Raw genomic sequence first — 14,048 nt, 5'->3', positions numbered from 1 at the left:
CCGGCGCACGACGGAGCCCCCCGGCCCTGGACGGCCGGGGGGCTCCGTGTCGGATCGGGTGTCAGCCGATCGCGTCGATGATCCCGTTGAGCGTCGCCGACGGACGCATCACCGCCTCCACGAGCTGCGCGTCGGGACGGTAGTATCCGCCGATCTCGGCGGGCGAACCCTGCACTGCGTTGAGCTCGGCGACGATCTTCTCCTCGTCGGCGACCAGCGCCGCAGCGATAGGAGCGAACGCGGCGGCCAGCTCGGGGTCGGCCTGCTGCTGCGCGAGCTCCTGCGCCCAGTAGAGGGCGAGGTAGAAGTGGCTGCCGCGGTTGTCGATCGTTCCGAGGGCCCGGCCGGGCGACTTGTCGTTCTCGAGGAACGTGCCGGTCGCGGCATCCAGCGTGTCAGCCAGCACCTGCGCGCGCACGTTGCCCGTCGTGGTGGCGAGGTGCTCGAGCGAGGCCGCAAGGGCGAAGAACTCGCCGAGCGAGTCCCACCGCAGGTAGTTCTCCTCGAGGAGCTGCTGCACGTGCTTGGGCGCCGAGCCGCCCGCACCGGTCTCGAACAGTCCGCCGCCTGCGAGGAGGGGCACGATCGACAGCATCTTCGCGCTCGTGCCGACCTCGAGGATCGGGAACAGATCGGTGAGGTAGTCGCGCAGCACGTTGCCCGTGACCGAGATGGTGTCCTCGCCCTTGCGGAGGCGATCGAGCGAGTACTGCGTCGCTGCGGCGGGCGCGAGGATCTCGATCGTGAGCCCCTCCGTGTCGAGCTCGCCGAGGTAGGTCTTCACCTTCGCGATCAGCGCGGCGTCGTGCGATCGGCTCTCGTCGAGCCAGAACACCGCCGGGGAGCCGGTCGCGCGGGCACGCCCCACGGCGAGCTTCACCCAGTCGCGCACCGCGATGTCCTTCGTCTGCGTCGCGCGCCAGATGTCGCCCGGCTGCACCGCGTGCTCGAGGAGAACGTCGCCCGCCTGGTCGAGCACCTGCACCGTTCCGGCCGAGGCGATCTCGAAGGTCTTGTCGTGGCTGCCGTACTCCTCGGCGGCCTGCGCCATCAGGCCCACGTTCGGCACCGTGCCGATGGTCGCGGGGTCGAGCGGGCCGTGCGCGATGACGTCGTCGATCACGGTCTGGTAGACGCTCGCGTAGGACGAGTCCGGGATCACCGCGAGCGTGTCGTCCTCGCCGCCGTCGACTCCCCACAGCTTGCCGCCGTTGCGGATCAGCGCGGGCATCGATGCGTCGACGATCACGTCGGACGGCACGTGCAGGTTGGTGATTCCCTTGTCGGAGTTGACATACGAGAGGCGGGGTCCGCGCGCCAGGTCGGCCGTGATCGCCGCGGCGATCGCCTCGCCGCCCTCGACCGACGGCAGCCCGGCGAGGATCGCGCCCAGTCCGTCGTTGGGGGTGAGTCCCGCCTCGGCGATCTTGTCGCCGTAGCGGTCGAACACGTCGGCGAAGTAGGACTTCACGACGTGGCCGAAGATGATCGGGTCGCTGACCTTCATCATCGTCGCCTTGAGGTGGACGGAGTAGAGCAGGTCGCCGGCGGCGGCATCCTTCAGCGTCTCCGCCAGGAACGCGTCCAGCGCCGCCGCCGACAGGAACGTCGCGTCGACGATCTCGCCGGGCAGCACCTTGATCCCCGACTTGAGAGAGGTGACGGTGCCGTCGGCGGCGACGTGCTGAATCGCGAGCACGTCGTCGCCGGCGATGACGGTGGTCTTCTCGTTGGACTTGAAGTCGTCATGGCCGAGCGTCGCGACGCGCGTCTTCGATCCCTCAGCGAACGGCTTGTTGCGGTGCGGGTGCTTGCGCGCGTAGTTCTTCACTGAGAGCGGGGCGCGGCGGTCGCTGTTGCCCTCGCGGAGCACCGGGTTCACGGCCGAGCCCTTGATGCGGTCGTAGCGCGCCCGCACATCCTTCTCTTCGAGCGACTGCGGCTCGTCGGGGTAGTCGGGGATGTCGTACCCGGCGGCCTGGAGCTCGGCGATCGCGGCCTTGAGCTGCGGGATCGAGGCCGAGATGTTCGGCAGCTTGATGATGTTCGCCTCGGGCAGCGTGGCGAGTCCGCCGAGCTCGGCGAGCGCGTCGCCCACCTGCTGCTCGGGGGTGAGCTGCTGCGGAAAAGCGGCCAGGACGCGCCCCGCGAGCGAGATGTCGCGGGTCTCGATGTCGACACCGGCCAGGCCCGTCACGGCCTTCACGATCGGCAGGAAGGACGCGGTGGCCAGCGCCGGTGCCTCGTCGGTGTAGGTGTAGATGATGGTCGAGTCGGTCACCGGTTTCGTCCTTCTTTCGGGGATACCTCCAGCGTATCGCAAGGCGAAAACTATCTTGACATCGAGATATCTCGCTCGATGAACACCATGTAACGGCCGTCATGCGACGATGCCGGATGCCGACATCCGGGCTAGCCTGTCGTTATGGGTGAACTGCGCCTCGTCGAACTCTCCGCCTCGACCATCGTGGCGGTCAACAACCTGTCGCTGAAGCCGGGGCAGGAGCAGTTCCTGGCGCCGGTCAGCTACGGCATCGCGGCGACGGTCGTGGACCCCCAGACCACCTGGCAGCGTGTCGTGCTCGACGCGGACGAGGTCGTCGCCTTCGTCAGCGCCAACTTCGACGACGAGGCGCCGGTCGAGCATTTCCAGTCGGTGCTGTGGCGCATCAACGTCGACGCCGACGACCAGGGTCGCGGTGTCGGCCGGTTCGCGGTCGAGCAGCTGATCGAAGAGGCCAGAAAGCGCGGATTCGACCGCGTGGACGTCATCTACGAAGCCGGCGAGGGCGGTCCTGAGGCATTCTTCCAGCGGGTGGGCTTCACCCCCGTCGGAGAGACCGAGTACGGTGAGGTCATCGCAGAGATCAGACTCTGACGGCACCCTCGCGCTCGATTCGACGAACGCGAGATCGGCCCGCCCAGGCTTCTGAGACCGACGGCGGGGTCTCGAGCAACCCCTCCCCCTTCGAGGCCCCGTCGCCTTCGGTGGTCGTCGCGCCGCTAGGGTGAACCGCGTGGCCGGCATCCCCTCCTTTTCGCGTGTGCTCGCGATCGACGCCGGGCAGACCGGCATCAAGGTGCGCGTGACAGACGGGGACCGCGCGCACGACCAGGTCCTGCCGGGCATCCTCACGCATGAGCCGCTGCTCCCTCAGCTCGCGACCCTCGCCCGCGCCGTGCTCGACCGCACCGACGCTCCTGCCCTCGCAGTGACCGCGGGAGTCTCGGGGCTCACGGGGATCGAGGCGGATGCCGGGGCCCTGCTCTCCACGATCGGCGACCCCCGGGTGCGCGAGGTGCGCCTGGCGCACGACTCCACGACGTCGTTCCTCGGTGCTCTCGGACTCGGCACCGGCGCCGTCGTCGCATCCGGCACCGGAGTGGTCACGCTCGCCGTCGGCTCCGCACAGGTCGCGCGCGTGGACGGCTGGGGCCACATCATGGGCGACGCGGGGAGCGGCTACTGGATCGGCCGCGAGGCCCTCGATGCCGCGATGCGCGCCTACGACGGACGCGGACCGCACACGGCACTGCGCGAGGTCGCCGAAGCGCGGTGGCCCGACCTGAGCCGGGCGTACATCGACCTCCAGGCCTCCGGAGACCGGGTGTCGATCGTCGCGTCCTTCGCCGCGGAGGTGGCGCGTCTCGCGGATGCCGGCGACACCGTTGCGAAGGACATCGGCACTCGCGCGGGCGCCGAGCTGGCGCTCAGCGTCGAGACGGCTCTGCGCCGTGTCGGGGCCGCCGAGGCACCGGCCGATGTGTGCGCGATCGGCGGGGTGCTGCGCTCCGCGTCGGTGCGCGAGGCGTTCGCCGACCGCGTGTCGGCCCGCCTCCCGCACGCGCGGATCGTCGAGCCGCGGGGCGGCGGCATCGACGGCGCCGTCGCCCTCGCGGAGCTGCCCGCGCAGCATCCGCTGGCCGCCGACGTCTCGATCGCGCGGGCGTGATCCTCGCCCCCTCGCCCCTCGCCCCCTGAGTCGCCAAGACACGCCGACGAGGCGCGCGCGACACGGCATGTCTTGGCGACTCGACGACGATCACACGACGGATGCCCCGTCCCCTGCGCGTGCGCGGGGGCGGGGCATCCGGAGTTCAGACGAGCGACTCGCGCCAGGCCGCGTGCAGCTTGGCGAAGCGGCCGTCGCCGCCGATGAGAACTTCCGGCGCGTCGTCCTCGATGATGCGGCCGTGCTCCATGACGAGCACCCGGTCGGCGATCGCGACCGTGGACAGACGGTGCGCGATGATGATCGCCGTGCGGTCGGCCAGCAGTGTCTGCAGAGCGTCCTGGATCTGGCGCTCCGACGGGATGTCGAGCGAGGCCGTCGCCTCGTCGAGGATCAGCACCGCGGGGTCGGCGAGGAAGGCGCGCGCGAACGAGATCAGCTGGCGCTGACCCGCCGACACCCGGCCGCCGCGCTTGTTGACGTCCGTGGCGTAGCCGTCGGGGAGTCGCTCGATGAAGGCATCCGCCCCCACCGCCCGCGCCGCCGCGCGGATCTCCTCCATCGTCGCGTCGGGCTTGCCGAGCGCGATGTTGTCGGCGACCGTTCCGCTGAACAGGTAGGCCTCCTGCGTGACCATGACGATCGCACGGCGGAGGTCCTTCGGGTGCAGCGAGCGCAGGTCGACGCCGTCGAGCGTGACACGGCCCGTGGTCGGGTCGTAGAAACGCGACACGAGCTTGGCGAGGGTCGACTTGCCGGCGCCCGTGGTGCCGACGAGCGCGACGGTCTGCCCCGCCGGGATGTCGAGCGAGAAGTCCGGCAGGATGACCCGGTCCGCCGAGTACCCGAACAGCACGTCGTCGAACGTCACATGCCCCCGCGCGTTCCACAGGTCGACGGGCTTCACCGGGTCGGGAACCGTGGGCTCCTCCTCCAGCACGCCCGACACCTTCTCGAGCGCCGCCGTCGCGGACTGGTACGAGTTCAGGAAGAACGCGACCTCCTGCAGCGGTGAGAAGAAGTTGCGCACGTACAGCACCGCGGCGATGAGCGTTCCGATGAGGATCGAGCCGTCGATGACGCGGATGCCGCCCCACAGCAGCACGAGAGCCACGGTGATCGACGCCACGACCATGAGGCCCGGCTCGAACGTGCCGAACAGCTGGATCGAGCGCATGTTCACGTCGCGGTAGTCGCTGGCGAGCTTGCCGAACTCGTCCTCGTTGCGGGCCTCCTTGCGGAACGCCTTCACGGCGCGGATGCCGGTCATGGTCTCGACGAACTTCACGATCACCTTCGCGCTGACGACGCGCGACTCGCGGTAGACGACCTGCGAGCGCGTGTAGAACCAGCGCATCAGGAGGAACAGCGGGATGCCCATCACGGCCAGGATCACGCCGGACTGCCAATCGATCAGCAGCAGCGCGATCAGCGTGAATCCGCCGTACAGGATGCCGGAGACGAGCTCGTTGAGACCTCCGTCCAGCAGCTCCCGGATCGAGTCGAGGTCACTCGTCTGACGCGAGATGATGCGGCCGGACGTATAGGACTCGTGGAACTCCAGGCTCAGGCGCTGCGTGTGCAGGAAGATGCGCTTGCGCAGATCGAGCATGATCGCCTGGGTGAGGCGCGCGGCGACGACGACGTACCAGCCGATGAGGGCGGCGCCCGCGAAGCCGGTGACGAGGTACACGACGACGACGCCGATCGTCGGCAGCCAGTTCATCTCCTCGACGGCGGCCGGAAGCGCCTTGTCGATGCCGTAGGCGATCAGCGCCGGGCCGAGCACCCGGAACGCCGTCGAGACGACCAGCACGATCCCCGCGAGCCACAGCTGGGCGCGCACGGGCGTGACGAGCGAGCCGAGGAGACGGAGCGAACGCGCGCGGATCGCCTTGCTCTCGTCGCGCGTGTAGTCGGAGCGGTCTTCGCCGCTCGTGCCGGTGACGGTCGTGGTGCTCACAGGTTCACCTCCCAGTCCTGATCCTTCTGTCTGGCTCGCAGTCGTGCCTCTTCGACCTCGAGGCTCGAGATCACGTGCCGGTAGTGCTCGCTCTCGCGCAGCAGGTCGGAGTGCGTGCCGACGGCCGTGATGCGGCCGGCCTCGAGAAGCGCGACGCGGTCGGCCAGCATCACCGTCGACGGACGGTGGGCGACGACGAGAGCCGTCGTGGCGTGCAGCACCTCGCGCAGCGCGTCTTCGACGAGCGCCTCGGTGTCGACGTCGAGCGCCGACAGCGGATCGTCGAGGACCAGCACCGCCGGGCGCGCCGCGACGGCCCTGGCGAGCGCGAGTCGCTGGCGCTGGCCGCCCGAGAGCGACAGGCCCTCTTCGCCGATGATCGTGTCGACGCCGTCGGGGAGGTCGTCGACGAACCCCGCCTGCGCGACCTGCAGCGCCTCGCGCATGATCGCCTCGGCCTCGGGGCTTCCCGCGGCGAGGTCCTCACGACCGAGCAGGACGTTGTCGCGCACGGACTGCGAGAACAGGGTCGCGTCCTCGAACGCCATGCCGACGTGGCGGCGCAGCTCACCGAGCGTCAGATCGCGCACGTCGACGCCGTCGACCGTCACGCGCCCGCCGGTCACGTCGTAGAGACGTGCCGGCAGCGTCGTCAGCGTGGTCTTGCCCGAGCCGGTGAGCCCGACCAGCGCCATCGTCTCGCCGGGGCGCAGCGCCAGGTCGATGCCGTCGAGCAGATCGCGCTCGTGAGTCGCGGCATCCTGATACCGGAAGTGCACGTCCTCGAAGACGAGCTCGCCACGCGGGCGATCGATCGAGTGCGGGCTCTCCGGGTCGACGATGGTGTTCTCCTCGTCGAAGACCTCGAAGATGCGGTCGGTCGCGGTGCGGGCGTCGAGCATGAACGAGAACAGGAAGCCGATCGACTCCATCGGCCAGCGAAGGACCGTGGCCATCGCGAAGAACGCGACGAGCTCGGCCGTCTGCAGCTGCCCGATCGAGGTCAGGTAGATGCCCGCGCCGAGGCACAGGGCGAAGGCGATGTCGGGCAGCAGCACGAGCCAGAACCAGATCCAGCCGATCGCGCGTGCCTTGCTGAGCTCGGTCTCGCGCAGCGTCTCGGCCTGACGGGTGAACTTCTGCAGCGCGTGCTTGCCGCGTCCGAAGGCCTTGAGCACGCGGATGCCGTGGACGCTCTCCTCGACCGACGTCGCGAGGTCGCCGGCCTGGTCCTGGCTCTGGCGCGCCAGCGACCCGTAGGTCTTCTCGAAGCGGTACCCGGCGTACCAGAGCGGCGCCGAGGTGATCAGGAAGATGGTGCCGAGCAGCCAGTGCCAGCGGAACAGCAGCACCGTGCCGACGGCGATCGTGATCACATTGACGACGAGGAGCACGACGCCGAACGCCATCCAGCGGCGCAGCATGCTGATGTCCTGCATCATGCGGCTGAGCAGCTGGCCCGACTGCCACTTGTCGTGGAACGAGACGGGCAGGCGCTGCAGGCGCGAGTAGAACGACTGGCGGATGTCGTACTCGACCTTGGTGGCGGGGCCGAGGACGAACCACCGTCGCAGCCACACCATGAGGGCCTCCGCGAGACCGAGCGCGAGCACGACGGCGGCGCCCCACGCGATCTGGCTGATGTCCCCCGACGCGATCGGACCCGCGACGATCGCCTCGAGGACGAGCGGGATCGACAGCGCGAGAAGACTCGCGCCGAGCGCGCTGGCGGCGCCCAGGGTCAGGCGTGGAAGCACGGGCTTGGCGAAGGGCAGCAGGCGCGCGAGCGCCTTCGCGGTGGACACCTCAGGGCGCGGCGGAGGTGAGGACTGCGGTGGAGCGGCGGTGATGGTCATGATCCTTGTGGGGACGGTGGTCAGGGCGACCCGGATCGGGTCTGAGGAGTGCGCGAGGCGCGACGGAGGTCCCGGTGAGGGGAACGCTCCGAAAGGCGGCGGTATGCCGGATCCGGCCGAAGCCGGGACGAAACGAGGGAGCGACTACCCCTGAATAGGGAGGCGCGCCGGCCCGGCGACCCGGAGGACGAAGGCGGTCTTTGCGGCGATCGTGGCCTGGGACATGGCATCCTCCTGAGGTGAGAGCGGGCGGGACCGTCGATGTCGTAACGACGCGACAGCCCTCCAGCCTATACCTGAGCGTTCGCTGACAGCAACGCCGGATTTCCGTCTCCGGGAGGTTTCTCTCAGACGAGCGCCGGCACTCCGGCCTCGCGGTCGAGCAGCGCGCGCTTGACGTCGAGACCCCATGCGAAGCCGCCCAGCGCGCCGCCGGTGCGCAGCACTCGGTGGCACGGCACGAACAGGGCCGGCGCGTTGCGGGCGCAGATCGACGCCGCAGCGCGTACCGCCGACGGCGACCGCAGTGCGACCGCGAACTCGGCGTAGGTGAGCGGGCGCCCCGGCTCGATGCGGCGCAGAGCCTCCCAGCCGGCGAGCTGCATCTCGGTCCCGTGCTGCGAGACCGCCACCGTGTCGATGGCCGAGAGCTCTCCGTCGTAGTACGCGCGGACGGCGGACGCGGCATCCGTTCGCCCTTCGCGCACGGTCGATGGGCGATTCGCCGGACGCAGGCGCGTCACGATGCGGTCCGCGTCGGCGGTCCAGCCCGAGGCGAGGACCCGCTGCTCCTCGTCGACGAGGAGCGTGAAGGGGCCGTCGGGGGTGTCGACGGTCTGGATGGTCGCGGTGGTCATGGCGTCTCCTCCGGGCGGGTGCTGCGGGATTCTGTGGTGCGTCGAGATCGTGGCGAGCGGGATCCGCCGGGAACCGCGGATCGCTTCGGCGGCGCGGCGCGCCACAGGTGGGCGGTGAAGTAGGTGCGCCACGGCGCCGTCCGCACAGCCCAGTCGGTGAGGGCGCGGGGATCGGACGGGATGCCCGCCGCCGCGGCTCCGGAGCGCACAGCGACATCACCGGGCAGGAACACATCGGGATCGCCGAGAACGCGCATGCGCACATAGTCGGCCGTCCACGGCCCGATGCCCGGCATCGCGAGCAGCGCCTCGCGCTGCGCCCCGCCGTCGTCGCCGGGTGTCAGGGCGAGCGATCCGTCGGCGAGCGCCGCGGCGGCGCCGACGATCGCACGGACGCGGGCCGCCGGGCCGCGCAGCACCTCGGCGCCGCGGTCGGCGATCGCCGCCATCGACGGGAAGAGGCGCGTCGCACCCTCCGGCCCCTCGACGTGCTCTCCGAGCTCGGCGGTGAGCGCCGACAGAGCCGTACGGGCGGCCACGACGGTGATCTGCTGCCCCACCATCGCGCGGATGAGCATCTCGTGCGGATCCGCGGCGCCGGGAGCGCGGATGCCGGGCACGGCGGCGACCAGCGGCGCGAGTTCGGGCTGCCGCGAGAGCGCCTCGTCGATCGCGAGCGGATCGGCGTCGAGGTCGAAGAGCCGGCGTGCCCGTGTGACGAGCGTCGAGAGGTCGCGCAGGTGCGCCAGCCGCGCCCGCAGCCGCACCCGGCCGGAGCCGTCGACCCGGAGCTCGAACCATGCAGGGCCGCCGTCGAGGCGCAGCGTGCGGGCGAACGAGGTCGGTGTCGCGACCTCCGCCCCGTCGACCGCCCGCGCGGCCATCCAGGCGAAGAGCCCGGCGTCGTCGAGGGGGCCGCGGTGCGGGAGGACGAGATCGATCGCCCCGAGGTCGCCGGCAGCGAGTCCGGATGCCGCACGCCGCCGCGCGCGGAGTTCGAGCGGCGTCATGCCGAAGACCTCGCGGACGGTGTCGTTGAACTGGCGCACGCTGGCGAAGCCGGCCGAGAACGCGACGTCGGCGGCCGGCAGGTCCGTGCCAACCAGGAGCATGCGGGCCGTCTGCGCACGATGGGCCCGGCTGAGGGCGAGCGGCCCGGCGCCGAGCTCGGCGCTCAGGAGCCGCGTGAGGTGGCGGGGCGAGTAGCCCAGGCGCCGCGCCAGCCCGGGCACGCCCTCGCGCTCGACCACGCCGTCCGCGATGAGCCGCATCGCGCGGCCCGCCGTGTCGCCCCGCAGGTTCCACTGCGGCGAGCCGGGCGCCGCCTCGGGCAGGCACCGCTTGCACGCGCGGTAGCCCGCCTCGTGCGCCGCGGCGCTCGTCGGGTAGAACGTGACGTTCGACGGCTTCGGCGTTCGTGCGGGGCAGCTCGGCCGGCAGTAGATGCCCGTCGAGCTCACCGCGGTGACGAACTGGCCGTCGAAGCGGGTGTCGCGCGAATCGATCGCGCGATACCGCTCGTCGAAGGTCATCGCGGTGAGGCTCATGCCCCTAGCCTGACACGCTCCCCCGACACCCGCTCGCGGAAATCGGACACGGCGGTGGCCCGTCGGTTGTGCGGGGAAAAGCACGCATGACATCCGAGTTCAGCGGCAATTCGCCCGCACAAACGGAACCGACACGGCGCGGGTCAGTGGAAGAAGTGGCGCTCGCCCGTGAAGAACATCGTGACGTCGGCGGCCTGCGCTGCGGCGATGACCTCGTCGTCGCGCACCGATCCCCCGGGCTGGATGATCGCGCGGATGCCCGCATCGATGAGCACCTGCGCGCCGTCGGCGAACGGGAAGAACGCGTCGGATGCCGCCACCGACCCCGCGGCGCGATCCCCCGCCCGCTCCACGGCGAGGCGGCACGAGTCGACGCGGTTGACCTGGCCCATGCCGATGCCGACGGTCGCCGAGCCCTTCGCAAGCACGATCGCGTTCGACTTGACGGCGCGGCACGCCTTCCACGCGAAGATGAGGTTCGTCATCTCGTCGTCGGCCGGGCGCTCGCCCGACACGAGCTGCCAGTCCTTCGCGACGGAGTCGATGTCGTCGGGGAAGCGGTCGGCGTCCTGCAGCAGCAGACCGCCGGATACGAGGCGCACATCCATGCGCTCCTGGCGCCAGTCGGCGGGAAGCTGCAGCAGGCGCAGGTTCTTCTTCGCCTTGAAGACCTCGAGCGCCTCGGGCTCGAACGAGGGCGCGACGATGACCTCGGTGAAGATGTCCTTGAGGTTCTCGGCCATCTTGAGGGTCACGGTGCCGTTCGTGGCGATCACTCCGCCGTACGCCGAGACCGGGTCGCACTCGTGCGCCCGCAGGTGGGCGCTGGCGATCGGGTCGAGCGCGTTGGGGGCGGTCACCGCGATGCCGCACGGGTTCGCGTGCTTGATGATGGCCACGGCGGGCTTGACCATGTCGAACGCGGCGCGCAGGGCCGCGTCGGCGTCGACGTAGTTGTTGTACGACATCTCCTTGCCCTGCAGCTGCGTCGCCTGCGCGATGCCGTGGCCGCCGAGGCGGGAGTAGATCGCCGCGCGCTGGTGCGCGTTCTCGCCGTAGCGCAGCGTGGTCAGCCGCTCGGCCTTGATGGTGAGGTGCTGAGGAAGGTCGGCGCCACCGAGGGTCTCCTCGGCGAACCACGTCGCGACCGAGCGGTCGTATTCGCACGTGTGCGCGAACGCGCGGGCGGCGAGATCGCGGCGCTGCTGCAGCGTCGTGCCGCCGGCGCCGATCGCCTCGATGATGGCCGGGTAGGACTCGGGCGAGACGACGATGGCGACGTTCGCGAAGTTCTTGGCCGAGGCGCGCACCATCGCCGGACCGCCGATGTCGATCTGCTCGACGACGGCGTCGCCCTGCGCGCCGGAGCGCACGGTCTCCACGAACGGGTACAGGTTCACCACCACGAGCTCGAACGGCTCGATGCCGAGCTCGGTCAGCTGCTGCAGGTGATCCTCGAGCCGCAGATCGGCGAGCAGCCCGGCGTGCACGCCCGGGTGCAGGGTCTTCACCCGGCCGCCCAGCGACTCGGGGAAGCCCGTCACCGAGGCCACGTCCGTCACATCGTGTCCGGCATCGCGGATCGTCGCGGCCGTGGAGCCCGTCGAGACGATCTCGACGCCGGCGCCCGAGAGCGCCTCGGCGAGCTTCAGCAGATCGGTCTTGTCGCTGACCGACACCAGCGCACGGCGCACGGGGACGACGTCGCGGTGGGTGTAGAGGGCGGGGTCGTGGGTCGGGCCGGCCATGGAGGCACTCCTCGTCGGTGGGGTCAGGAAGCGTTCGCGCCCGCCGCGGCGCCAGCCAGGTCGAGGTCGCCGGTCGCGATGCGACGGACGACGTCGATGAGCAGGCGGCGCTCGACGGGCTTGATGCGGTCGTGGAGGGCGTGTTCGTCGTCACCCGGGAGCACGGGCACGCGCTCCTGGGCGAGGATCGGTCCCGAGTCGACCCCGTTGTCGACGATGATGACGCTCGCCCCGGTCTGCGCGACACCGGCCGCGAGCGCGTCGCGCACGCCGTGCGCACCGGGGAACTCCGGCAGGTAGGCGGGGTGGGTGTTGATGATGCGGGGAGACCAGGCGTCGACGAGCGGCGCGGGGAGCAACCGCATGAGGCCGCTCAGCACGACGAGGTCGGGCTGCCACACGGCGAGCTGATCGGCGAGCTCGTCGCCCCACTGCTCGCGCGATGCGAACCGGGCGAACGGGACCATGAAGGTGGGGAGTCCATACTCCTCGGCGTGCGCGAAGCCCTCGGCTTCCCGATCGGCGCCGACGACGACGATCTCGGCCGGGTAGTCGGGGTCGGCGGCCGCGTCGAGCAGAGCGCGCAGATTGGACCCCGTGCCCGAGATGAGGACGGCGACCGTGAGCACGCGGCTATTCTACCGGCGCGCCGGGGCCGGATTTCCGCGGCCCGAGGTCGAGCGTCTCGGCGGCGTCGGGCGTCGGGTGATCGAAGAGCGTCGGCACCGGGGCGACGGTGGGGAACGCGTCGTCGTGATCCTCGGATGCCGCGGTCTCGGCATCCGCCTCGTGACGGCCGCCTCGCGGCGCGAGAAGCAGGATCGAGGCGCCCACCAGCACCTCCAGGCCCACGGCCAGCGCGACCGGACCGGGCTCCGGTCCGACGGAGGCGAGCCGTCCAGGGCCGAGCGACCCGGAGGCGAGCGCCGAGAGGACGGCGGCCGCCGCGCCGGCGAGCACGGCGATGCCGACGGCGATCCCGATACGTGGGCCGAACCGGTCGTGCGAGACCGGCTCCGCGGCGGGCGGCGGCGCCGCGGTCGCGAGCAGACCCGTGAGCGCCGCCGTGCGCTCGTCGTCGACGACGACCTCCGCCCCGCGAGCGTCGGGGACTCCCGCGCCGGCGAGCCGAGAGCGGGCGATCCATCCGGCGAAGGCGCCCAGGCCCACCGGCACCAGCGCCAGCAGCAGCAGCCACGGCGAGGTGGATTCGGGCAGGATGCCGAAGATCGGGATGCCGGGCACCACCCCCACCTGTGTGCCGGATGGCGACACGACCCCGCCGTCGCCGACGACGAAGCCCGGGCCCGCGGTGAAGGCAAGGCCCCACACCACCAGCGTCGGGAGGTACGCCAGCTGGGCGAGAGTGATCACCGTCGCACCGAGTCCGTCGACATTGCCCGCCTGGAAGAGCGCGATGATCTCGCCGCCGCGCAGCACGATCGCCACCGCCGCGACCAGCGCGCCGACCCCGATGAGCCCGACGACGACGACCGCGGTCCCCCGGCCGACGAGGCCGGGCACCACGCCCCAGTGGGCGTTCGACTCGACGCGGTCCCGCAGGTCCGCGATGCGGCCGGATCCGGCCTCACGCCACTCGGTCACGGCCGCTCCCGCGAGGCACGGCAGCGCGAACAGGAGCGTAGGCACGAGGATCGCCTGCCAGAGCTCCGCGTCGGCCACGAGATTCTGGGCGGTGAAGCCGACGATCACGGCGAGCGCCCCGAAGACCAGCGTCCCGGCGGCCACGCCGGTCACCCACGCATCCGCCTGCGAGGCGCGCACGCCCGATCTCACCGCGAAGATCACCGTGAACGACGCGAAGGCGAGCGGCGCGAGGGACAGCGTGAAGGATGCCGCGGCGGGATCGATCCCCGTCGCGGCGAGGTAGTCGCCAGGGAGCGTGATGAGCAGCGGCACGAGGTTCCCGAACTGCCAGATCGTGGCCGACGCCGGCCACAACGCGCCCCAGTCGGCGGTTCCGCCGAGTCCGAACACCCAGACGAGGGTGAGGGGGGCAAGGGTCGCCGCGATGCCGACGGCCACCGCGATGGCGGCGTCGACGGCGGCGAGGAGGGCGACGGTGAGGCGATGCATCCGCTCTCGACCCTACCTAGGGCGCCC

10 protein-coding genes are annotated in these 14,048 nt (G+C 71.0%); 2 read left to right on the top strand and 8 right to left on the bottom strand.

The window, feature by feature from the left end; all coding sequences use genetic code 11:
- Nucleotides 1–61: 61 nt before the first annotated feature.
- Nucleotides 62–2,281, bottom strand: coding sequence for an NADP-dependent isocitrate dehydrogenase (locus tag ASD93_RS01570; protein ID WP_056117914.1), 2,220 nt, complete (start codon nucleotides 2,279–2,281; stop codon nucleotides 62–64).
- A gap of 144 nt (nucleotides 2,282–2,425) precedes the next feature.
- On the opposite strand from ASD93_RS01570, the gene ASD93_RS01565 reads away from it, so the two are divergent.
- Nucleotides 2,426–2,878 carry a GNAT family N-acetyltransferase gene (locus tag ASD93_RS01565; protein WP_056117912.1) on the top strand — a complete coding sequence of 151 codons (453 nt, stop codon included), beginning with the start codon at nucleotides 2,426–2,428 and terminating at the stop codon, nucleotides 2,876–2,878.
- Between the two features lie 139 nt (nucleotides 2,879–3,017).
- On the top strand, nucleotides 3,018–3,953 hold the full coding sequence (locus ASD93_RS01560) for an N-acetylglucosamine kinase (protein WP_235566847.1): 936 nt from the start codon (nucleotides 3,018–3,020) through the stop codon (nucleotides 3,951–3,953).
- 145 nt (nucleotides 3,954–4,098) lie between these two features.
- On the opposite strand, the gene ASD93_RS01555 is transcribed toward ASD93_RS01560, so the two are convergent.
- The 7 genes from ASD93_RS01555 to ASD93_RS01525 all read right to left on the bottom strand — a co-directional run bounded on the left by ASD93_RS01555 (nucleotide 4,099) and on the right by ASD93_RS01525 (nucleotide 14,021).
- Entirely contained in the window at nucleotides 4,099–5,916 is a 1,818-nt protein-coding gene (locus tag ASD93_RS01555) for an ABC transporter ATP-binding protein (protein WP_056117910.1), read from the bottom strand.
- Nucleotides 5,913–7,772, bottom strand: a complete 1,860-nt coding sequence (locus ASD93_RS01550; protein WP_056117908.1) for an ABC transporter ATP-binding protein — start codon at nucleotides 7,770–7,772, stop codon at nucleotides 5,913–5,915. The genes ASD93_RS01555 and ASD93_RS01550 overlap by 4 nt, the downstream gene beginning before the upstream one ends.
- Before the next feature lie 347 nt (nucleotides 7,773–8,119).
- Entirely contained in the window at nucleotides 8,120–8,629 is a 510-nt protein-coding gene (locus ASD93_RS01545) for a methylated-DNA--[protein]-cysteine S-methyltransferase (RefSeq protein ID WP_056117905.1), read from the bottom strand.
- Nucleotides 8,626–10,176, bottom strand: a complete 1,551-nt coding sequence (locus ASD93_RS01540; protein ID WP_056117903.1) for an AlkA N-terminal domain-containing protein — start codon at nucleotides 10,174–10,176, stop codon at nucleotides 8,626–8,628. The genes ASD93_RS01545 and ASD93_RS01540 overlap by 4 nt, the downstream gene beginning before the upstream one ends.
- Before the next feature lie 143 nt (nucleotides 10,177–10,319).
- Entirely contained in the window at nucleotides 10,320–11,924 is a 1,605-nt protein-coding gene (gene purH, locus ASD93_RS01535; RefSeq protein WP_056117901.1) for a bifunctional phosphoribosylaminoimidazolecarboxamide formyltransferase/IMP cyclohydrolase, read from the bottom strand.
- Between the two features lie 23 nt (nucleotides 11,925–11,947).
- Nucleotides 11,948–12,553, bottom strand: coding sequence for a phosphoribosylglycinamide formyltransferase (purN, locus tag ASD93_RS01530; RefSeq protein WP_056117899.1), 606 nt, complete (start codon nucleotides 12,551–12,553; stop codon nucleotides 11,948–11,950).
- A 4-nt stretch (nucleotides 12,554–12,557) separates the two neighbouring features.
- Nucleotides 12,558–14,021 carry a DUF6350 family protein gene (locus ASD93_RS01525; RefSeq protein ID WP_200950564.1) on the bottom strand — a complete coding sequence of 488 codons (1,464 nt, stop codon included), beginning with the start codon at nucleotides 14,019–14,021 and terminating at the stop codon, nucleotides 12,558–12,560.
- Nucleotides 14,022–14,048: the final 27 nt, after the last annotated feature.

The sequence above is a fragment of the Microbacterium sp. Root180 genome (genome assembly GCF_001428485.1).
Lineage (GTDB): Bacteria > Actinomycetota > Actinomycetes > Actinomycetales > Microbacteriaceae > Microbacterium.
This window is presented reverse-complemented; position numbering and strand designations above follow the sequence as displayed.

Coding starts and splice junctions, on each gene's coding strand:
- ASD93_RS01550 (WP_056117908.1), bottom strand. CDS start 7,772: ATGACCATCACCGCCGCTCCACCGCAGTCCTCACCTCCGCCGCGCCCT.
- purH (WP_056117901.1), bottom strand. CDS start 11,924: ATGGCCGGCCCGACCCACGACCCCGCCCTCTACACCCACCGCGACGTC.
- ASD93_RS01545 (WP_056117905.1), bottom strand. CDS start 8,629: ATGACCACCGCGACCATCCAGACCGTCGACACCCCCGACGGCCCCTTC.
- ASD93_RS01525 (WP_200950564.1), bottom strand. CDS start 14,021: ATGCATCGCCTCACCGTCGCCCTCCTCGCCGCCGTCGACGCCGCCATC.
- ASD93_RS01565 (WP_056117912.1), top strand. CDS start 2,426: ATGGGTGAACTGCGCCTCGTCGAACTCTCCGCCTCGACCATCGTGGCG.
- ASD93_RS01540 (WP_056117903.1), bottom strand. CDS start 10,176: ATGAGCCTCACCGCGATGACCTTCGACGAGCGGTATCGCGCGATCGAT.